This is a genomic window from Rheinheimera riviphila (assembly GCF_004005945.1).
Lineage (GTDB): Bacteria > Pseudomonadota > Gammaproteobacteria > Enterobacterales > Alteromonadaceae > Pararheinheimera > Pararheinheimera riviphila.
In genome coordinates this window covers 266,345-287,438 of sequence record NZ_SACS01000002.1, presented here as the reverse complement: position 1 = coordinate 287,438, position 21,094 = coordinate 266,345, and the positions used below count along the sequence as shown (strand labels likewise).

19 protein-coding genes are annotated in these 21,094 nt (G+C 48.6%); all 19 read left to right on the top strand.

Annotation, left to right across the window (positions count from 1 at the left end):
* Positions 1 to 2 precede the first annotated feature (2 nt).
* Positions 3 to 1,430, top strand: coding sequence for a flagellar biosynthesis GTPase FlhF (flhF, locus tag EOE67_RS03705; protein ID WP_127697694.1), 1,428 nt, complete (start codon positions 3 to 5; stop codon positions 1,428 to 1,430).
* Entirely contained in the window at positions 1,423 to 2,304 is an 882-nt protein-coding gene (locus EOE67_RS03700) for a MinD/ParA family protein (protein ID WP_127697693.1), read from the top strand. The genes flhF and EOE67_RS03700 overlap by 8 nt, the downstream gene beginning before the upstream one ends.
* Positions 2,301 to 3,020: an RNA polymerase sigma factor FliA gene (locus EOE67_RS03695; protein WP_127697692.1), complete on the top strand. Its 720-nt coding sequence runs from the start codon at positions 2,301 to 2,303 to the stop codon at positions 3,018 to 3,020. Before EOE67_RS03700 ends, EOE67_RS03695 begins: the two co-directional genes overlap by 4 nt.
* Before the next feature lie 53 nt (positions 3,021 to 3,073).
* The gene (cheY, locus tag EOE67_RS03690) at positions 3,074 to 3,445 is read left to right on the top strand and encodes a chemotaxis response regulator CheY (RefSeq protein ID WP_206099418.1); all 372 of its coding nucleotides are present in this window, start codon (positions 3,074 to 3,076) and stop codon (positions 3,443 to 3,445) included.
* Positions 3,446 to 3,470: 25 nt separating this feature from the next.
* Positions 3,471 to 4,223 (top strand): protein phosphatase CheZ, encoded by a 753-nt coding sequence (locus EOE67_RS03685; RefSeq protein WP_127697691.1) that lies wholly within the window; start codon positions 3,471 to 3,473, stop codon positions 4,221 to 4,223.
* Positions 4,224 to 4,238: 15 nt separating this feature from the next.
* On the top strand, positions 4,239 to 6,488 hold the full coding sequence (locus EOE67_RS03680; RefSeq protein ID WP_127697690.1) for a chemotaxis protein CheA: 2,250 nt from the start codon (positions 4,239 to 4,241) through the stop codon (positions 6,486 to 6,488).
* An 11-nt stretch (positions 6,489 to 6,499) separates the two neighbouring features.
* Entirely contained in the window at positions 6,500 to 7,639 is a 1,140-nt protein-coding gene (locus tag EOE67_RS03675; RefSeq protein WP_127697689.1) for a protein-glutamate methylesterase/protein-glutamine glutaminase, read from the top strand.
* Positions 7,632 to 8,375, top strand: a complete 744-nt coding sequence (locus tag EOE67_RS03670) for a flagellar motor protein (RefSeq protein WP_127697688.1) — start codon at positions 7,632 to 7,634, stop codon at positions 8,373 to 8,375. Before EOE67_RS03675 ends, EOE67_RS03670 begins: the two co-directional genes overlap by 8 nt.
* A gap of 4 nt (positions 8,376 to 8,379) precedes the next feature.
* Entirely contained in the window at positions 8,380 to 9,369 is a 990-nt protein-coding gene (locus EOE67_RS03665) for an OmpA family protein (protein WP_127697687.1), read from the top strand.
* Positions 9,370 to 10,158, top strand: a complete 789-nt coding sequence (locus EOE67_RS03660; RefSeq protein WP_068063811.1) for a ParA family protein — start codon at positions 9,370 to 9,372, stop codon at positions 10,156 to 10,158. It begins immediately after the preceding gene.
* Complete coding sequence (locus tag EOE67_RS03655; protein ID WP_127697686.1) at positions 10,151 to 10,972, top strand: chemotaxis protein CheW; 822 nt, start codon at positions 10,151 to 10,153, stop codon at positions 10,970 to 10,972. Before EOE67_RS03660 ends, EOE67_RS03655 begins: the two co-directional genes overlap by 8 nt.
* A 42-nt stretch (positions 10,973 to 11,014) precedes the next feature.
* Positions 11,015 to 11,509, top strand: coding sequence for a chemotaxis protein CheW (locus EOE67_RS03650; protein WP_068063806.1), 495 nt, complete (start codon positions 11,015 to 11,017; stop codon positions 11,507 to 11,509).
* A gap of 13 nt (positions 11,510 to 11,522) precedes the next feature.
* On the top strand, positions 11,523 to 11,975 hold the full coding sequence (locus EOE67_RS03645; protein ID WP_240652704.1) for a DUF2802 domain-containing protein: 453 nt from the start codon (positions 11,523 to 11,525) through the stop codon (positions 11,973 to 11,975).
* A gap of 190 nt (positions 11,976 to 12,165) precedes the next feature.
* Complete coding sequence (gene wecB, locus EOE67_RS03640; protein WP_127697685.1) at positions 12,166 to 13,296, top strand: non-hydrolyzing UDP-N-acetylglucosamine 2-epimerase; 1,131 nt, start codon at positions 12,166 to 12,168, stop codon at positions 13,294 to 13,296.
* A 63-nt stretch (positions 13,297 to 13,359) separates the two neighbouring features.
* Positions 13,360 to 14,373, top strand: a complete 1,014-nt coding sequence (locus EOE67_RS03635) for an SDR family oxidoreductase (RefSeq protein WP_127697684.1) — start codon at positions 13,360 to 13,362, stop codon at positions 14,371 to 14,373.
* A 35-nt stretch (positions 14,374 to 14,408) separates the two neighbouring features.
* The gene (locus EOE67_RS03630; protein ID WP_127697683.1) at positions 14,409 to 15,749 is read left to right on the top strand and encodes a UDP-glucose dehydrogenase family protein; all 1,341 of its coding nucleotides are present in this window, start codon (positions 14,409 to 14,411) and stop codon (positions 15,747 to 15,749) included.
* Between the two features lie 394 nt (positions 15,750 to 16,143).
* Positions 16,144 to 18,843 (top strand): SLBB domain-containing protein, encoded by a 2,700-nt coding sequence (locus tag EOE67_RS03625; RefSeq protein WP_240652703.1) that lies wholly within the window; start codon positions 16,144 to 16,146, stop codon positions 18,841 to 18,843.
* Between the two features lie 16 nt (positions 18,844 to 18,859).
* Positions 18,860 to 19,804: a Wzz/FepE/Etk N-terminal domain-containing protein gene (locus EOE67_RS03620; protein ID WP_164852209.1), complete on the top strand. Its 945-nt coding sequence runs from the start codon at positions 18,860 to 18,862 to the stop codon at positions 19,802 to 19,804.
* Positions 19,801 to 21,078: a Vi polysaccharide biosynthesis UDP-N-acetylglucosamine C-6 dehydrogenase TviB gene (tviB, locus tag EOE67_RS03615; protein ID WP_127697681.1), complete on the top strand. Its 1,278-nt coding sequence runs from the start codon at positions 19,801 to 19,803 to the stop codon at positions 21,076 to 21,078. Before EOE67_RS03620 ends, tviB begins: the two co-directional genes overlap by 4 nt.
* The last annotated feature ends 16 nt before the right edge of the window (positions 21,079 to 21,094 follow it).

The window sequence follows — 21,094 nt, the reverse complement described above, 5'->3', positions numbered from 1 at the left end:
GCATGAAAATTAAACGTTTTGTCGCAAAAGATATGCGCACAGCGCTGACCGAAGTCAAAGAATTTCTTGGCCCTGATGCCATTATTCTGTCGAATAAAAAGGTGGCCGGCGGCGTCGAAATCGTCGCGGCGGTTGACCCGGAAGCCCCGCCAGCCAAGGTTCAGGCGGCTGAACCAGATATTGCTCCTGTCAGCAATGTGCGTGCGTCAAAGTTAGATATCCGGGTGGGAGACGATGACGAAGACAGCAATCCACCGGCCGATTCGTTGCGGGCCTTGTTAGCCCGGCAAATGATTAAACAGCAAAAAGCGGCACCAGAGACACCACAGGCCGTCGTCAAACCTTTGACGGCTAAGCCGGCTGCGGCTGAAGACGCCATTCGCCCCTTTGGTCAGAAATTAAACAGCTCATCCCCAGAGCGTCAGAATTCCGCCGCCGCGGGTATCAATTTACAAGAGCTTTCGAGCTTTCAAAAACAACAAGCCAGTCTGATGCAGCAACAATTTGACGCGATGCGTCAGGAAATGCTGTCGATGAAACATTTACTGCAGCACCAGGTCTCTGGCCTGATGTGGCAAGACCTGGCAAGACGGGAACCGGTTCGTGCCTTGGTTATCGAACAACTACGGCAACTGGGTCTGACCGAAGCAATGGCGGATCAGCTCGCTTGTTTTATGCCAGAAGATATCAGCGACAGCGATGCCTGGAGCTGTGCGCTGGATTTATTAGCTGGCCAGTTAACCACCACCAATGATGATATTATGCGTCGTGGTGGCGTGATTGCGTTGGTGGGTCCTACGGGTGTTGGCAAGACGACGACGGTGGCCAAACTCGCTGCGCAATTTGCCAAACGCCATGGTGCTGAGCAGGTCGCGTTGATCACCACCGATACCTTTCGGATTGGTGCTTTTGAACAATTAGCCACTTTTGGCCGGATTATCGGTTGCCCGGTAAAACAAGCGCGCGATCATGAAGAACTTGCGCTATTGTTAACCCAACTTCAGCAACGTAAATTAATTTTGATCGACACCGCCGGTATGAGCCAAAGGGACGTCCGATTAGCTGAAAATCTCGCATCGTTAGTGCATAATTCGCGTGTCAAAATAAAAAGTTATCTGGTATTGTCTGCGACATCGCAAGCGCGTGTCATGCAAGAGACAGTTGACCACTTTAAACGAATTTCTCTGGCGGGTTGTATTTTCACCAAACTTGATGAATGCTTAAGTCTCGGTGAAATCATTAATGTAGCAATTCAAAATGCTTTACCGGTCAGTTATTTGACGAACGGTCAACGTGTACCTGAGGACATCGATATTGCCGAAGCAGCAACGATGGTGGCTCAGGCAGAACAACTGCGCATGGCACACAATAGTTCGGGTCATCAGTGGTATCAGGATGGGCTTACTCGAACGGAAGAGACCTATGCATAATCATGAATTAACTTACGATCAAGCCAGTGGCCTGAGAAGAATGAAGCAGCAGATGGTAAAAGTAATTGCAGTGACAGGTGGCAAAGGCGGCGTGGGTAAAACCAACGTCACTTTGAATCTGGCCATGGCGATGGCACAAATGGGCAAAAAAGTGTTGGTGCTTGACGCCGATCTTGGCCTTGCTAACTGTGACGTCATGCTCGGCCTGCGGGTGGAGCGGAATCTTTCCCATGTGTTGTCCGGCGAAGCTGAACTGGACGATATTCTGGTCACCGGTCCTTTTGGCATTAAGATTGTTCCGGCAACTTCGGGTACCCAGTCGATGACTGAACTCAGCCCGGCCGAGCACGCTGGCCTGATCCGGGCTTTTAGCGAACTCAAAACAGCCTTTGACGTGTTACTGGTCGATACCGCCGCTGGTATTTCCGACATGGTGCTCAGCTTTTCGCGTGCTTCGCAAGATGTGTTAGTGGTGGTCTGTGACGAACCTTCGTCTATCACTGACGCTTATGCGCTGATGAAAATTCTCAGCCGTGAACACGCGGTACAGAAATTCAAAATTGTAGCGAATATGGTACGCAGTTTACGTGAAGGTCAGGAATTGTTTGCCAAACTAAGTCGTGTTACCGACCGGTTTTTAGATGTTACGCTGGAACTTGTTGCGACCATTCCATTTGATGAAAATGTGCGTAAAGCGGCTCGTAAACAAAAAGCCTTTGTCGACGCGTTCCCAAAAACGCCTGCTTCGCTGGCCGTCAAAACGCTGGCAACCCGCGCGGTGCAATGGCCGGTGCCCCCCAGCGCCTCAGGACACCTGGAATTCTTTTTGGAGCAACTCGTGCACGCACAAACTGAAGCCAGGGGGTTGGCTTGAATAGTCGGCTGGCAGCCTATGGTGCTGCAAATCAGATGCAGTTGTTGGTAGAAAAACATGCACCGCTGGTCAAGCGAATCGCCTATCATTTGTTAGCCCGATTGCCCGCCAGTGTGCAGGTCGATGATTTAATTCAGTCTGGCATGATTGGTTTGATTGAAGCGGCCAAGAATTTTGATAATACCAAAGGCGCGAGTTTCGAAACTTTTGCCGGCATTCGGATCCGTGGGTCAATGCTGGATGAAATGCGCCGTGGCGATTGGACACCCCGCTCTGTTCATCGCAATGCCAGATTAATTGCTGAAACAATCGCCGAATTGGAAGCAGAATTCGGCCGAGACGTAAAAGATGTTGAAGTTGCTGAAAAACTTGATATAACTTTAGATGAATATCATCATATGCTCAGTGATGTCAGCAGTGGCCGCATTATTGGGATTGAAGATTTAGGTATTTCTGATGATGTGCTGGTGACAGCCAACGACAAGCAAGATGACCATTTATACGAAGAGCAGGCAAGTGATGCTTTTCAACAAGCTTTAATAAAAAATATCAGTAGCTTACCCGAGCGGGAAGCAATAGTATTGTCACTCTATTATAATGACGAACTGAACTTGAAAGAGATTGGCGAGGTGTTAAGCGTCAGCGAATCTCGGGTCAGTCAAATCCATAGTCAGGCATTGGTGCGGCTTAGAGCCCGGATGCAGGACTGGTTGTAATACTTGAGAATAACCATTGAGGTATCTCGTCGGAGGGGATTTTGGATAAGAATATGAAAATTCTTGTGGTAGACGACTTTTCTACTATGAGACGCATCATCAAAAACCTGTTACGCGATCTTGGATTTACCAATGTCCAGGAAGCGGATGATGGCAGCACAGCATTACCGATGTTGCAAAATGGTGATTTCGATTTTGTCGTCACCGATTGGAACATGCCTGGAATGCAAGGTATTGATTTACTTCGTGCCATTCGCGCTGATGCCAGACTGAAACACATCCCAGTGTTGATGGTCACCGCAGAAGCCAAAAAAGAGCAGATTATTGCAGCTGCTCAGGCCGGTGTGAACGGATATATCGTGAAGCCTTTTACTGCAGCCACTTTACAAGAGAAGTTATCAAAAGTATTTGAACGTCTGGGTTAACCGTAACTGACACAGGAGTGGCGCCATGTCTGCAATTACGGCACCTATGATTACCTTAGAACAGGCTCGTGAGCTTGTGCAGTTGTTAGAGATGGAGCAGCAGGAAGCCGCAAACGAATTAGTGCAGGGGCTAGCGGTGCCAGGCTCCTCAGAATTGTTCGCTGAAGTTGGAAAATTAACCCGGCAACTTCACGACTCACTAAAAAGTTTTCAAGTTGACCCTTCTATTGACAATTTGTTATCCGAAGACATACCAGACGCAAAACGCAGGTTGACTCATGTCATTGATATGACTGAGCAAGCTGCCAATAAAACCATGGATGCCGTCGAATCATGTTTACCTATCGCCGACAAACTGAACTCCAGGATCGGGCTTATTTTGCCTGATTGGCAGCGCTTAATGAAACGTGACCTAAAACTTGGTGAATTCAAAGAGTTATGCCATAGTCTTAATGATTTTCTGAATCAGGCCTCCACGGATGCCAACGCGTTGCAGGGTTCTTTGACCGAAGTGCTGATGGCGCAGGACTATCAGGACTTAACCGGACAAATTTTGCGGCGGGTGATTGAACTGGTACGTGAAGTTGAAGACAGTCTGATTGGTCTGTTAACGGCTTTTGGTCATACTAATTTGCCGCAGCAAGACCGTCCTGTGGTGGTTAAAAAGCCCAAAGCCGGACATGAAGCCGAAGGCCCAATCATTGATGCTGAGTTGCGCGATGATGTGGTATCAGGTCAGGACGATGTAGACGATTTATTATCGAGTTTAGGTTTCTAAGAGAGGTAGGCTAGCATGGGCTTTGATTTAGATGAGGACATTTTACAGGATTTCCTAGTCGAAGCCGGCGAGATCCTTGAGCTGTTGCAGGAGCAGTTGGTCGAACTAGAAAATAACCCCGACGATGCCAGCTTATTAAATGCAATATTTCGTGGTTTTCATACGGTAAAAGGCGGCGCCGGTTTTCTGTCGTTAACTGAATTAGTTGACGCTTGCCATGGTGCCGAAAACGTTTTTGATATTTTACGCACTGGCAAAAGGCGTGTCACATCTGAGTTAATGGATGTCATACTGCAAGCGCTTGACGCTATTAATGGCATGTTTGCTAATGTGCAAAATCGCCAGCCGCTAGAACCCGCATCCCCAGAAGTCTTACATGCATTACACCGTTTAAGTGAGCCAGCATCTGCCGATGAACAGCACCATGCTGTTGAACCAGCAATGAGCCTGGAAACTTTTGATGCGGCAGTGGAACTAGAAGTTGAAAGCGAAATATCTGTAACAACTTCCGGTGCAATTGATGACATCGATGAAGATGATTTTGAAAGACTGCTTGATGAATTACATGGCTCAGGTGCCCCAGGCCGAACGCCGGTCGCAGCTGCGCCAGCACCTGCACCGGTCAGTTTTACGCCAAGTGCCACTGAAGATATCACCGACGACGAATTTGAAGCGATCCTTGACCAACTGCATGGCAAAGGTTCGTTTGTGCCTGGTGAAACTGCTGCTGTGGCGGCTCCGGCAAAAACTACGCCCGCACCAGCAGCTGCAAAACCTGCAGCCAAAGCGCCTGATGACATCAGCGATGATGAGTTTGAATCACTGCTTGACGAATTACATGGCAAAGGTAAAGCACCGGTAGGTCCGGCTGAAGCTGAAAAAGCAGCGGCTAAACCTGCCGCTCCAGTTGCCAAACCGGCACCGAAAGTTGAAGTTGCCAAACCGGTTGAAACGCCAAAACCTGCAGCTTCGGCGCCAGCGCCAGCACCTGCGGTCGCCGCCAGTGCAGCAAAAGATCGTGATGGCGATGATGGTAAAGGTGGTGGTAACGCTGCACAAGCCGATACCACAGTGCGGGTTGATACCAAACGTCTTGATCAAATTATGAACATGGTGGGTGAGTTGGTGCTGGTGCGTAACCGGTTGGTCAGCTTATCCAGCGTGGCGCAAAACGAAGAAATGAGTAAAGCCATTTCGAATCTGGATGTGGTGACTGCAGACTTGCAGGGTGCCGTAATGAAAACCCGGATGCAGCCGATCAAAAAAGTATTTGGCCGATTCCCGCGGGTTGTTCGCGATTTAGCGCGCTCATTACACAAAGATATCAATCTGGTGCTGGAAGGCGAAGACACTGACCTGGATAAAAACCTGGTTGAAGCACTGGCCGATCCGCTGGTCCACTTAGTCCGCAACTCGGTTGACCACGGTATTGAAATGCCGGATGTGCGCGCGGCCAATGGCAAATCCAGAACTGGTTTGGTGAAGCTGGCCGCACAACAGGCGGGTGACCACATTCTGTTGACGATTCAGGATGATGGCGCCGGTATGGATCCGGAAAAATTAAAAGCCATTGCGATTAAGCGTGGTGTCTTAGATCCAGACGCTGCTGCCCGGATGTCTGACACCGAAGCATTTAACTTAATTTTCGCGCCAGGCTTCTCGACCAAAGAACAGATTTCGGATATTTCAGGTCGTGGTGTTGGGATGGATGTGGTGAAAACCAAAATCAACCAACTCAATGGTACCGTACATATCCACTCAAAACTCGGTCAGGGCACTTTGCTTGAAATCAAAGTTCCTCTCACACTTGCGATTTTGCCGACCTTGATGGTGATTGTCGGAAAACAACCTTTTGCGTTACCACTGGCAACCGTCAGCGAAATTTTCCACCTCGATTTGTCGAAAACCAATACTGTGGATGGTCAATTGACCATTGTGGTACGTAATAAAGCCATTCCGTTGTTTTATCTCGAGCATTGGCTGGTACGGGGTTCTGATCGGAAACTTCGCCGTGAACAGGGCCATGTGGTCATCGTACAGATTGGCACCCAGCAGGTTGGTTTTGTGGTTGAAGCCTTAGTCGGTCAGGAAGAAGTGGTGATTAAACCGCTGGATGCCCTGTTGCAGGGAACTCCTGGGATGGCTGGTGCGACAATTACGTCCGATGGTGGTATTGCGCTGATCCTCGATGTGCCAAACTTACTGAAACACTATGCGAAAAAGTCGAAAATTAAGTTTGATCGGTTTAACAACTTAACTTCATAAGCGAGTCATCTATGTCGATCAGGGTGTTAGTGGTAGATGATTCGAGTTTTTTCCGTCGCAGACTGACGGAAATCCTGGCTGCCGATCCGGAATTACTGGTGATTGGCACCGCGAACAACGGTAAGGAGGCGGTCGAAAAGGCCGCCGAACTCAAGCCGGATGTCATCACCATGGATGTGGAAATGCCGGTGATGGATGGCATTCAGGCGGTGCGGGAGATTTTGAAAACTCAACGCGTACCGATCCTGATGTTTTCATCGTTAACTCATGCTGGAGCCAAAGCAACGTTGGATGCGTTGGATGCTGGCGCCGTCGACTTTTTGCCGAAAAAATTTGAAGATATTGCCCGCGACAAAGGCGAAGCGATTGAAGTTCTGCGGCAACGGGTCAAGGCGGTGGCGCGGCGTCGGTTGTTTGTTCGGCCCGCAACAACGGCAACACCACCACCGGTGCGGCCTGCGCCATCAGCATTGGCCCGTACACCGCTGGCGCGTGCTGAGTTATTGCGCAGCACGGAGCGAACCGAACCGGTTGAAGCTGTCAGCTCAGCAAACTTCAGACCATCCGGTAAACAATATAAGCTGGTCGCTATCGGTACATCGACCGGCGGTCCGGTCGCCTTGCAAACTATTATTACCGCTTTACCAGCAAATTTCCCGTTACCGATAGTGCTGGTACAGCATATGCCAGCGGCTTTCACGGGGGCTTTTGCCAGTCGTTTGAATTCACTGGCAAAAATTGAAGTGAAAGAAGCTGCTGACGGCGATATTCTGCGCCCCGGAGTGGCTTATCTGGCACCTGGTGGCAAACAAATGTTGGTGGAAGGCTCTGATTCACAAGCAAAATTACGGATCAAAGATGACGACTCGCCAAGGATCACCTTTAAGCCGAGCGTTGATATTACCTTTGGAACTGCGGCGAAAGTGTTTAGCGATAAAGTGTTAGCTATTGTGCTGACAGGTATGGGATCGGACGGTCGGGATGGTTGTCGGTTACTGAAACAGTTTGGTTCGAAAATCTGGTCACAGGATGAAGCAAGTTGTGTGGTGTACGGCATGCCGCAAGCTGTTACCAGTGCCGGATTGGCTGATGCTGAAGTGAATCTGGCCGACGTTGCCAGCAGATTGGTCGCGGAAGTTGGGCATGGATAAGCTTGCATTTGCCGGGTTAATTCTGGGGTTGGTTTCAGTTGCCAGTGGTTACACCTTGCATGGTGGCTTGTTATCGACCTTGTTTGATTTACCCGCCTTAGTGATAGTGTTAGGTGGCACTTTAGGCGCTGTAATCTTTCAGACGCCTTTACCGCAATTTACCGTTGGCATCAAAATGTTGGGCTGGGTGTTTAAAGCACAATATGTACCTCTGAACGCTACTGTTGAGCGTTTGATCAACTGGGGGACTGCAGCACGTACCAATGGTTTTTTATCACTGGAAGCCGAAGCCTTACAGGAAACTGATCCCTTTTTGCATAATGCCTTGAATTTGTTGGTGGATGGTGTTGAACCGGCAATTTTGCAGGATGCGCTGGACGCGGAACTGACCCTCGAACGTGAGCGGTTATTACGTTCTGCCAAAATTTACGAAGCGATGGGCGGCTATAGCCCAACCATTGGCATTATCGGTGCTGTGCTGGGTCTTATTCAAGCGATGCAGAATATCGACAAACCAGAACTGTTGGGTCATGGCATCGCCACCGCATTTGTGGCCACAGTGTATGGTGTCGGTTTTGCCAACCTGGTGTTTATCCCCATTTCCAATAAGCTGAAAAGTATTGTGATCCAACGCACCTTGTACCAGGAATTGATTGTCGAAGGTGTGGTCTCTATTGCTAATGGCGAAAACCCGCGGGTGATTGAACGTAAACTTGCGGCTTACCGGGTCGGGTGATCTGATGTATCGCAGCAGAGATCGTTTTCAGGAGCATCAGGACAAAGATCCATTGGATCGGTGGCTGGTTTCTTATGCTGATTATGTGACGCTGATGTTTGCGCTGTTCGTGGTGTTGTATTCGCTGGCGATTGCCAAAGAAGAAAAATTCAAAACGATTTCCAGTACCTTATCGCAAGTTTTTGAAAAACCAGTGAAGCCTGACACTGGGGTCAAAGGCGACGACGTGTTAACCGACAATCAACCCCGTAGTGACTACCAAAAGTTTGGATCTTCTTTGGAGACGCCGTCCGGCCCGGAAATTATGGCCGATGCCACTGAGCAGCCGGTACTGAAACAACCCGAATACGGCAACCCTTTGGTTTCGCTGCAGGAACAGTTGACGCAGTCGCTGGCAAATTTGATTGAAGAAGGCGTGGCGAAAGTTGAAAATGATGAAGACTGGCTAACGATTCAATTAAACAGTGGTTTGTTGTTTCCAAGTGGCAGTGGTGTACAAACTTCGTCCGCTTCGGTGTTGCTGGCGGAAATTGTGACTATTCTTAACCAGACCACTAATGTGGTGCGGGTTCGCGGTTACACCGATAATCAGCCGATGAACAATGAAATTTATGCCTCCAATTGGGAGTTGTCGATGGCAAGAGCCACGGCAATTTTGCGGGATTTACAACGGCTGGGCGTCAGGCCGGAACGATTAGCGGCCGAAGGTTACGGCGAATTTGCACCTTTTGCTGACAATTCCACCGCGCAAGGCCGTGCCGAAAACCGCAAAGTGGTGATCGCCATTTCCAAATTTGCAGCAAAACCGCTGAATGCAGCAAATTCTGTATCAGAAGTAACCAGTGTGCAGCAGGCGGCAGAAGTTCTGCAGGCTCCTGCGCAGACCGATGACGGCGTCATCAAAGTCATCCGGCTACCGCATGGTGGGATTAAGATTACTTCAGCGGTTGATGCTGAAGTTGATGCGACAAAGAAAAATAACGGGAATAATTAATTGGTCGTTTGGACTATTGCAAATCAAAAAGGTGGTGTCGGTAAAACGACCACAACTGTAACACTGGGTGCTCTGCTGGCAGGGCGCGGTCATCGGGTATTGCTGATTGATACCGATCCCCATGCGTCATTAACCTACTATTTTGGCATTGATGCTGAAGAGCTGGAGAACAGTGTTTACGACATTTTCATCCGTGGTAAAAGTATTAGCAAAGAAGAGATCATGCAGTCGTTATGTCCAAGTGGCATGACCGATCTGGATATTCTGCCGTCTTCCATGGCGTTGGCTACGCTGGATCGCTCCCTGGGTGACAAAGGCGGCATGGGGCTGATTCTGAAGAAGGCGCTGGCAAAAATTAGTGACGAATATGATTATGTATTAATCGATTGTCCGCCAGTGATTGGGGTGCTGATGGTGAATGCCATGGCGGCCTGTGACCGGATCCTAATCCCGGTACAAACCGAATTTCTGGCGCTCAAAGGTTTGGATCGGATGCTGGCAACCATGCAATTAATGCAGAGTAATACTCAGCCTGGTTATCAGTTCACAATAGTGCCGACCATGTACGACAAAAGAACCAAAGCATCGCTGGAAGCCTATAAAGAGCTGAAAAGTAAATATCAGGATTTAGTCTGGTCGGCGGTGATCCCAATCGATACCAAAATGCGTGATGCCAGTCTGGCGCAGACGCCGCCACCGGTATTCGCCCCGAAATCGCGTGGGGTGTTTGCATACAATACGTTGCTCACTTATTTATTGCAGTTGAACCCGGAGTCAGGCAATGAGTGAACTGGTCGCCAGTCAAAAAGTGATGCGCAATTATTTAAACGCATTGCTGACGGAAGAACAGGAACCCGAAGTCAGTGTGGCGGCGGAGGTTAAAAAGCAGCAATTAAATCAGTTGCTGGCTACAGTTCAGCCGGAAAAACCAGCAGTCGTGATGAAAGTTGCAGCACCGGCGCCGGTTAAAACCGAGCCGGTTCGTGCCAAAGTCATTCCTGAAACTATTGTGGCAAAAGCTATTCCTGTGGTGTCACAACCAGTGTCACAACCAGTGTCGCAACCGGCGGCGAAAGTAGCGGCGCCAGCGCTGACGACCCCCGTGATCACCACGCCACCGCCAAAAGCCCCTGCGGCGGCGGCAGTCAAAGAATATCGCTCCGGCCGCTTTCAGGCACTGTTTTTCTCGGTGGCCGGATTAAAAGTAGCGTTGCCGCTGAAAGAGCTGGGTGGTATTCATAAAATCACCACTTTAAATACTTTGCCCGGTAAGCCAGCCTGGTACAAAGGTGTGATGCTGTATCGGGAACAAAAGATTAATGTTGTGAATACAGCAATGTGGGTCATGCCAGAAAAATATGACCAAAATCTGGCAGAAACACTAAACTATCAATATGTTATTATGTTGGGTAAGAGTTCATGGGGCCTGGCCTGCGAATCGTTGGTCAACACCGTAGCGTTAGAACAAGATGATGTGAAGTGGCGCGCCATTGAAGGGAAAAGACCCTGGTTAGCCGGATTGATAAAACAGCATATGTGTGCTTTGTTAGATGTAGATGCGATGATTGCGTTGTTAGCGCAGGGCGCTGGCAGTTCTGACTGAGCACGGACCAAGGTTTGAGGTTTTGAGGTAAAGGAGCGATACATGAGTAATTTATTGGCGCAATCAGTAAAGACCAAAGAACAAAATGATCTGGTTTTACAATGGGTCACTTTTAAACTGCAGGAAGAAACGTACGGCATCAACGTGATGCAGGTGCAGGAAGTATTGCGTTATACCGATATCGCTCCGGTGCCGGGTGCGCCGATGTATGTGATGGGTATTATCAATCTGCGTGGTAATGTCGTCACCGTTATCGATACCCGTGCCCGTTTTGGTTTACCGCCAACTGATGTCACTGAGAACAGCCGGATCGTCATTATCGAAGCTGATAAGCAAGTGATTGGTATTCTGGTCGATAGCGTGGCGGAAGTGGTTTATTTACGTGGTTCAGAAATTGATACGGCGCCAAATGTCGGCACCGACGAAAGCGCCAAGTTTATTCAGGGCGTCTCAAACCGCGATGGCGAATTGCTGATCCTGGTTGATTTGAACAAACTGCTCAGTGACGAAGAGTGGGACGAAATTACCAATATTTAACCGGTCGTATCCCGTGCCTCTGACGTTTGAATGGTTAACTATGGTTGTGATCCCGGCAGTAGCAATACTGCTGGTTATTTTTGTTGTCTGGCAGCATCGATTGCAGCAGCAACAAATCAGGCAGCTGGCAGAACGTATTGCCGGCGTCAGTGCACAGCAACCCAATCAAAGCGCCGAATTAGAAGAACTGCGCAGCGGCGTCATTGGCGTTGGTCAGCGTATTCTGCAATTAGAACAAGCCCTACAGACTATCGAGTTTAATCAGCAGGCGCTGGCCAGTGAGCTGGAGCAACTGACCGAACATCAGCAAAAAATCCAGTTATTTGACCCTGATTCCAGGCTTTACAGCCGCGCGGTGAAGATGGTGCAATTAGGCGCAGGTCTCGAAGAAGTGATGCGCGAATGTGAATTACCGCGCGCCGAAGCCGAACTTTTGATCAATCTGCATCGTCAGCAAACCAGTTAACGCAATCATTTGTGGCAAATCCAACTTCGCTGGTTACAAAGACTGGTCATAAAGATTGTTGTGCTGCTCCCGTTTTATCCATATTTTGTGCGCAAACCAGAATCCCCCTGAGTTCATCCGCAACGCTGTTACTTTTAACTGAGGTTTGATAAGCTGCAAGCTGTTGCAAGCTAAGCTATGGAATCTGCTTATGTTAAAAGTGCTGAGTGTGTTCGGAACCCGTCCTGAAGCAATTAAAATGGCCCCTTTGGTCAATTTGTTAAAACAAGATCCAGCGATTGAGAGCAGGGTCTGTGTGACAGGCCAGCATCGTGAAATGTTAGATCAGGTGCTGAAATTATTTCATATCGTCCCCGAATATGATTTGGCCATTATGAAAGCTGGCCAGGATTTATATGATGTTTCCACCAGTATCCTATTAAATATCAAGCCAGTCCTCCGTGACTTCCAACCCGACATCGTGTTGGTGCATGGTGATACCAGCACTACTTTTGCTGCGGCATTGGCTTGTTATTATGAAAAAACCGCCGTTGGGCATGTCGAAGCGGGTCTGCGTACCGGCAATATCTACAGTCCATGGCCGGAAGAAGCCAACCGTCGTTTGACCGGCGCCATCACCACCCTGCATTTCGCACCAACTTCAACTTCAGAACAAAATCTGTTGTCGGAAAATGTCGACCCGGCCAAAGTGTTTGTCACTGGCAATACGGTCATCGATGCGCTGCACCAGGTGGTCGCGAAAATTGATGCCGACAAAGCACTTTCTGCTGATTTTGCCAGCAAATTTCCTTATGGCGCAGACGGCCGCCGGTTAATTCTGGTGACTGGCCATCGCCGCGAAAGCTTTGGTTCAGGGTTTGAAAACATCTGTGCCGCGCTTAAAACTATTGCTGAACGTTTTCCGGATGCTGACGTGGTGTATCCGGTGCATTTGAACCCGAATGTGCGTGAACCGGTATTCCGTTTATTAAGTAACTCGCCGAATGTGCATTTAATTGAGCCGCAAGATTATCTGCCGTTTGTCTATCTGATGAGTCGTAGTTATCTGGTACTTACCGATTCCGGTGGTATTCAGGAAGAAGCGCCTTCGCTGGGCAAACCGGTGCTGGTGATGCGTGACACCACCGAGCGGCCGGAAGCTGTTGCTGCCGGTACCGTGAAACTGGTGGGTACCGATGAAGCGGTGATTGTCAGTGAAGTCAGTAAATTGATGACCGACAGCCAATATTATCAAAGCATGAGTTTCGCCCATAACCCATATGGCGATGGCGAGGCTTGTCTTCGGATCACCGACGCCATTAAGCAATATTTTAAACGTTAATCACCGACTATTTCTGAACTGCACCGGCCTGGCCGGTGTTTTAGGTTTTTCTGGAAGGATTGTATGAAATATCAACAACAACAGCAGCTGTTACAAGCGTCGCCAAAAACCTGGCTGGTGACAGGCTGTGCTGGTTTTATTGGCTCGAATTTATTAGAAACTTTGTTGAAGCTGGACCAGACCGTGGTTGGCCTCGACAATTTTGCTACCGGCCATCGGCACAATCTGGCGGAAGTGCAGAGTTTAGTCAGCGCTGAACAATGGCAACGTTTTCGCTTGATTGAAGGTGATATCCGTGACTTATCGGCCTGTCAGCAAGCAGTGCAGGGGGTTGATTATGTGCTGCATCAAGCAGCTTTAGGTTCGGTTCCCCGTTCTATTAACGACCCTATTACCACGAACGCCACCAATATCAGTGGTTTTCTGAACGTGTTACAAGCGGCCAAAGAAGCTTGTGTCAAAGGTTTTGTCTACGCAGCGTCCAGCTCAACTTATGGCGACCATCCGGCCTTACCAAAAGTCGAAGCCAACATTGGCAAGCCATTGTCGCCCTATGCCGTGACTAAGTACGTCAACGAACTGTATGCCGATGTATTTTCGCGTTGTTATGGCTTTCACAGCACCGGCCTGCGCTATTTTAACGTGTTTGGCCCACGCCAGGACCCAAATGGTGCTTATGCGGCGGTGATCCCAAAATGGACAGCGGCAATGATTGCAGGTGACGACGTTGCCATTAATGGTGATGGCGAAACCAGCCGTGATTTTTGTTTTGTCGCCAATGCGGTGCAGGCCAATATTCTGGCCGCGACCACGCAACTGGGGCAAAGTGAAGTGTTTAATGTGGCCGTCGGCGATCGCACCACGCTTAATGACCTGTTCCGCTCCATTCAGCAAACGCTCAGCAAAAATGGCGTGTTATACCCGTCTTCGCCGGTATATCGCGAGTTTCGCGCTGGCGATGTCCGTCATTCACAAGCCGATGTCAGTAAAGCAGGGCAGTTGCTCGGATACGTGCCAAGCCATACTTTAAGCGCCGGTTTAGACATTGCGATGCCGTGGTATATTAGCCACAATTGATTTATAGGCGTAGGCCTTCATACACAGGAAAGTTCATGAAAGTTACTGTTTTTGGGATTGGTTATGTGGGACTGGTGCAGGCTGCGGTATTGGCTGAAGCTGGTCATCAGGTCTGTTGTGTTGACGTCAATCCCAAACGGGTCGCTGATTTACAAGCCGGTATTATTCCGATTTATGAACCCGGCTTATCGGCGCTGGTACAACAAGGTGTCGCGCAAGGTTTGCTGCAGTTCACCACCGATGGCGCTGCTGGTGTTGCCTTCGGCGAATTGCAGTTTATTGCCGTTGGCACGCCGCCGGACGAAGATGGCTCCGCTGATTTAAAGTACGTTTTAGCGGTTGCCAGCACCATCGCTACACATATGACCAGCCCTAAAGTGGTGATTAATAAGTCGACAGTACCGGTTGGCACCGGTGACAAAGTCAAAGCAGTGCTGACAACGACGCTGAAAACCCGACAACAGGATCTTCAATTCGCCGTTGTGTCTAACCCGGAATTTCTGAAGGAAGGGGCGGCGGTTGCTGATTGTCAGCGTCCGGATCGGATTATTCTGGGGACTGATAATCCTTGGGCGGAGAAACTGTTGCGTGAGCTTTATATGCCGTTTAACCGCAATCACGACAAAATTATCGTGATGGATATCCGCAGTGCTGAACTGACCAAATACGCCGCTAACTGTATGCTGGCGACGAAAATCAGCTTTATGAATGAGATGTCGAATTTAGCCGAATTGCTCGGTGCGGACATTGAACAAGTCCGTCATGGCATCGGTTCGGATCCACGGATTGGTTATCATTTTATCTATCCTGGCTGTGGTTATGGTGGGTCCTGTTTCCCGAAAGACGTGCAGGCGCTGATTAAAACCGCAGAGCAAACCGGCTACAACACTCAGCTGCTTAAGTCGGTTGAAGCGGTCAACAATCAGCAAAAACACAAGCTGTTTGGCTTTTTGCAGCAGCATTTTGCCGGTGATTTGCAAGGGAAAACCATTGCCATCTGGGGTTTGAGTTTTAAACCCAACACCGATGATATGCGTGAAGCGTCCAGCCGGGTACTGATGGAAAGTTTATGGCAGGCCGGTGCCACAGTGCAGGCTTTTGATCCGGAAGCAATGGAAGAAACTCAGCGCATTTATGGTTCCCGTGCTGACTTAAAGCTGGTCGGAACCAAAGAAGCCGCTTTACAAAATGCTGATGTGCTGGTGATTTGCACCGAATGGAAAAGCTTCCGTTCACCTGATTTTTCTGTGTTAAAACAACAGTTAAAACAACCAGTGATCGTCGATGGCCGCAACTTGTTTGAACCTTCGCGCTTAAGAGAGCTGGGGTTTACCTATTATGCCATTGGCCGTGGTGACAGTGTGAAGCAGTTCTGATCTGTAGTAGAAGCGAGGTCCGGCACTATTTGTCTAGTCCGGATCTAACCCCGCATCTTCAAGGATGACGGGTATACGCCAAACAGTGTAATAATTTAGTGCTTTAGTTGTTGATTACTCTTTAATCGATAACAAAAGGTAACATGGAAAAGGCTCGCCTATCTTTTGTTATCGCGTGTAGAATGGCAGTCCTTTCTGAAATGGCCGGAATGGCCATCGGCCTTATGATGCCGATGTCATCGGCAATTCGGCTGTTATTTTTCGGAAAAACGAATACTGATTCTGGAGTAAAAGCGTGTTGGATTTAGTTAAAAAGTTGATGGTTGTGTTGGTTGTGCTCAGTTTCGCAGCTCCCTCGTATGCAGCCACACCATCTCCGGCCATGATTGCACAATTGAAAAAACTCCCACGCGCTGAGCAACAAAAAATTGCCAAACAATACGGCTTTGACTTGTCGGTGCTTACCGAAAAACCTACAAAAACCACCAAATTGCCAGGTGAAGAAACGGATATCGACCCGACAGATCCGTTGCAGCCAATGGAACGCTTTGACGAACAACTAAAATCGGACGAAGAAGAAAAAGACCCGACAGTGCCTGAACGATATGGCATGAAATTATTTGATTCAACGATCAGCACTTTTGCGCCGGTCGGCAATGTTCCGGTACCAGATACTTATATTTTGGGACCAGATGACGAATTACTGGTGCAGGTTTACGGTAAACAAACTGCCGAGGAAACCGTCACGGTAAACCGGGATGGCAGTTTACATATTCCTGGATTCAGTCCGGTCCAGGTCGCAGGCCTGAGTTTTGCCAAGGCCAAGGCTCTTATCAGTAGTCGATTATCTGCAGAAAATATTGGCGTTGAAGTGGCCATTAGTATGGGTAAACTCCGTACGATCAATGTGTTTGTTGCTGGCGAAGCGAAGTTTCCCGGTAGTTATACCGTATCGGCATTGTCGACCGTGACTCAGGCTTTGTTCGTGGCCGGTGGCGTCAGCGACATTGGCAGTTTGCGTGAAATCAGTATCAAGAGAGCAGGAGCTGAAGTCGCGCAATTTGATTTGTATAGTTTGTTATTGCGTGGTGATTCGACCCAGGATGTACATTTACGCCACGGCGATGTCATTTTTGTGGCACCGGTTAAAGCGATGGCTGAAGTTGCTGGTGAAGTACAACGGCCGGCCTTGTACGAAGTAAAAGCCGGCGAGTCTGTCCGGCAGCTGGTTGAAATGGCCGGCGGTAGCAAAGCAGGTGCATTTCCGCGTTCGGTGGTGTTAGAGCGGTTTAATGAACTGAATGTCCGTACCCTATTAAATCTCGATTTAACCAAAACCGCCGATCAACAGGTGCTGGTTAAAAGTGGTGATGTACTGCGAATTGGTCTGACCTCAAAGCGGGTCGAAAATATCGTCACGATGGCAGGGGCCGTGGTACGTCCTGGTCAATATGCCTGGTTTCCGGGGATCAAAGTCAGCAACCTGCTGAATTCACTGTGGTCAGATTTGCATTTAACTGTCGATTTGGATTATGCCTTGGTCGTGCGTGAGACTTCCGAACTCGGTGAGTTAAAGGTTGTACAATTTAATCTGGGTAAAGCCATTACCCATCCGGAAAGTGCAGATAACCTGAATTTATCAGCCCGTGATTTGATTCTGATTTTCCATCATGGTGAAGAAACCTACGCCCGGCCTGAACTTGATCAGTATCTGTTTACTAAACTAAAAAAACAGTACCCGGAGCGCCAACTGTTCGCCAAAACCGAGCCGGAGTTGGACGAAAAAGCGCCATTACCTTTTGTACTAGATGTCGCCAATTTATCCACACAGGCGTTTTCGATTTTGTCAGAAAAAGTGGTTGAACCGGTTCGCAAGCCAGGTATTAAGCCAGAACTGCCGAAAGTACCGCAAAAAGCAGAGCATCAGGCTTATCTGAAGTTTTTGTTGAATGACTTGTTTAAGCAATTGTATTTTGATGCTCAGGCGCTGAAGTTATCAGCGCATCTGACCCGCACTGAGTTGTTGTATCCGTTGCTGCAGAAGCTCAAACAACAAGCCAAGTTTAATTCTGCAACGCAGCTCGTGACGGTGCAGGGTGAAGTTAAAGTGCCAGGCGAATATCCATTGGTCGAAAATGCAACTGTGGCCGAACTGCTGATTGCAGCAGGCGGTTTAAACGACAGCGCTTATCTGGAACGAGCAGAAATCACCCGTTCTGTCAGTCAAAGTGAAGTTCAGTCTGGTTTACGGATCCAGCATATCGCGGTCAATCTGACGGATGTACTGCAAGGTGCTGCTAAGCAACCGGTGTTCAGTCGTGACCGGTTGACTGTGTTTGCCGTTCCTGATTGGAACATCGAACGCACGATCAGAATTTCCGGACAGGTAAAATTTCCAGGGACCTATGCCATTCAGCAAGGCGAAAAGTTATCGCAAGTGTTAGCCCGCGCTGGCGGCCTGACCAATGATGCTTTTGCGGCAGGGACTATTTTTACCAGACAGCAAATTCGTGAACAGGAATCGATGCAACTCTCAAAACTGATGCAACAACTGCGCTCTGATATCGCGGCCAAAAACCTTTCTGCCGAAGAAGAAACCGCTCAGACCAAACCGGAAGATGCAATTATGATGATTGCAGAAATTGAAAAAGCCAGGCCAATTGGTCGGTTGGTTATCGATCTGAACGCGGTACTTAAAGCCGATCCTGACTTTGATATGTTAGTGGAAGAAGGGGATGAGCTATATGTGCCTTACAATCAGACCACGGTGTCGGTTGTTGGCGAAGTTCAACACGCGTCAAGTCATAGGTTCCGCAGTGGGATGTCGGTTGATGATTATTTGCAGCTGGCTGGTGGTTACCGCAAACGGGCTGACGATGAGCGTGTCTACGTAATCAGAGCCGATGGTTCAGTGTTTGTACCAAACCGGGGTTCATGGTTTGAAGTCAGCACTCAGACTTTACTGCCGGGTGATACCATCGTTGTGCCGCTGGATACCGACTACACCACCAGATTATCTTTATGGACCAAAGTAACGTCGATCATTTCGCAAAGTGTTGTCGCACTTGCCGCCGTTAATAATATTACGAATTAACAAAGGGATAGCTGAAGTGGAAAAGTATCGGGATGATCAGGTGAGTCTGACGTTGATATTCCAGCTCGCCTGGAGAAACAAAGTCTGGTTGTTGCTGTCCCTCATCATCAGTGTTGGATGTGCCGTTTTTTATAGTTTGCAGCTACCGAATCTTTATCGCTCGGAAGCAAGAATAGTTGCCGCAAATGAATCACAAGGCAAAGCCGGTGGACTCGCCAGTCAATTAAGTAGTGTTTCTGCAATTGCTGGGATCAGCCTTGGTGCTGGTGGTGAAAAGAAATCAGTGATTGCACTGGAAACCATGCGTTCGCGGCAGTTTTTTAGTGATTTTGCTGAAAAATACCAAATTCTGACCCCGATCGTCGCCGGTTATCGCTGGGACCAGCACACCGATCAGTTGTTGTTAGATCCAGAGCTTATTGACACAGAAACGGGTCGTTGGATCCGGCCGGATGTTGAATTACGAACGGCAGAGCCGTCAATGCAAGAAGGTTATGAAGCATTTGTGAAACGATTCGGCAGCAGTCAGGACAAGTTAACCGGCATTGTCACCGTTTCGTTTGAATTTGTGTCGCCAAAGCTGAGCCAGGCTTGGTTGTCTTTATACATCAAAGAAATAAATGACGTGATGCGTGCTCAGGACATTGCGGAAGCAGAGTCAGCAATCAAGTATATCAACGAGCAAATGGACAAAACGCAACTGGTGGAAGTTAAAAACTTACTATTCAGTTTGCTTGAAGAGCACACCAAAACATTGACGATGGCCAATGCGCGCAAGGATTATGTGTTCAAAATGATCGATCCGCCATATTTGCCAGAAGTGAAATCCGGGCCGTTCCGATCAGTGATCGTTTTGCTCACCGTGGTGGTGCATTGCTTTTTATTTTTGATATTCATCATGTTGTATTTATTACTATTCGCCAATAAGACTCCTGCAGTCAACAAAGGTACTGGACAATGATAAAAACGGACGTTGTTAAAATCGCCATTATCGGCCTTGGTTATGTCGGATTACCGCTGGCAGTGGAATTTGGTAAAAAGTTCGCCACTTTGGGTTTTGATATCAATAAAGGACGTATCGCCGAGCTGAAATCTGGTCAGGATCATACGTTGGAAGTAAGCCCGGAAGAACTGGCTGAAGCAACCCAGCTGACTTACAGCGCCGATGTAGCAGATTTACGGCAAGCGAATTTTTATATCGTTACAGTTCCAACACCCATCGATCAACATCGGCAACCCGATTTAACACCGCTGATTAAAGCTTCGGAAACGCTGGGCAAAGTGATTAGCGCCGGTGATGTGGTGGTGTTTGAGTCCACGGTTTATCCTGGTGCGACTGAAGAAGATTGTATTCCGGTGATTGAACGCATTTCCGGTTTGAAATTTAATCAGGACTTTTATGCCGGTTACAGCCCGGAGCGGATTAATCCGGGTGATAAAGAACACCGGGTCACCACCATTAAAAAGGTCACTTCAGGTTCGACGCCGGAAATTGCCGAATTTGTCGACGGTGTTTATCGCAGCATCATTACCGCCGGTACTTACAAAGCCTCCAGCATTAAAGTCGCTGAAGCCGCCAAGGTGATTGAAAACACCCAGCGTGATTTGAATATTGCGTTAATTAACGAGTTGGCTGTCATTTTTAACCGGATGGGGATCGACACCGAAGAAGTGTTATTAGCCGCTGGTACCAAGTGGAATTTCCTGCCGTTCCGTCCGGGCCTGGTTGGCGGGCATTGTATTGGTGTTGATCCGTATTACCTGACGCACAAAGCGCAAGCGCTTGGCTATCATCCGGAAGTCATTCTGGCCGGACGCCGGATCAATGATGGCATGGCCAAGTATGTGGTGTCGCAATTGGTGAAGCAGATGATTAAACAGCAAATCACTGTTTCCGGCGCCAAAGTGCTGGTTTTGGGTCTGACGTTCAAAGAAAATTGCCCCGATATCCGTAACACCAAAGTGGTTGATATTTTAGCTGAGCTCAAGGAATACGGCATGCAGCCTGATGTATTTGATCCTTGGGTTGATGCAGCAGAAGCACAACACGAATATGGCCTGACCCCGGTCGCCACACCAGTGCCAGGCAGTTACGACGCAGTGATTTTGGCCGTGGCACATCAGCAATTCCGGCAACTGGCAGCCAGCGGCATTCGTGCCTTTGGTAAAAACGACCATGTGCTGTACGACTTAAAATATGTGTTGAGTGTTGCTGAAAGTGACTTACGTTTGTAGGCACAGGGAACAGCAG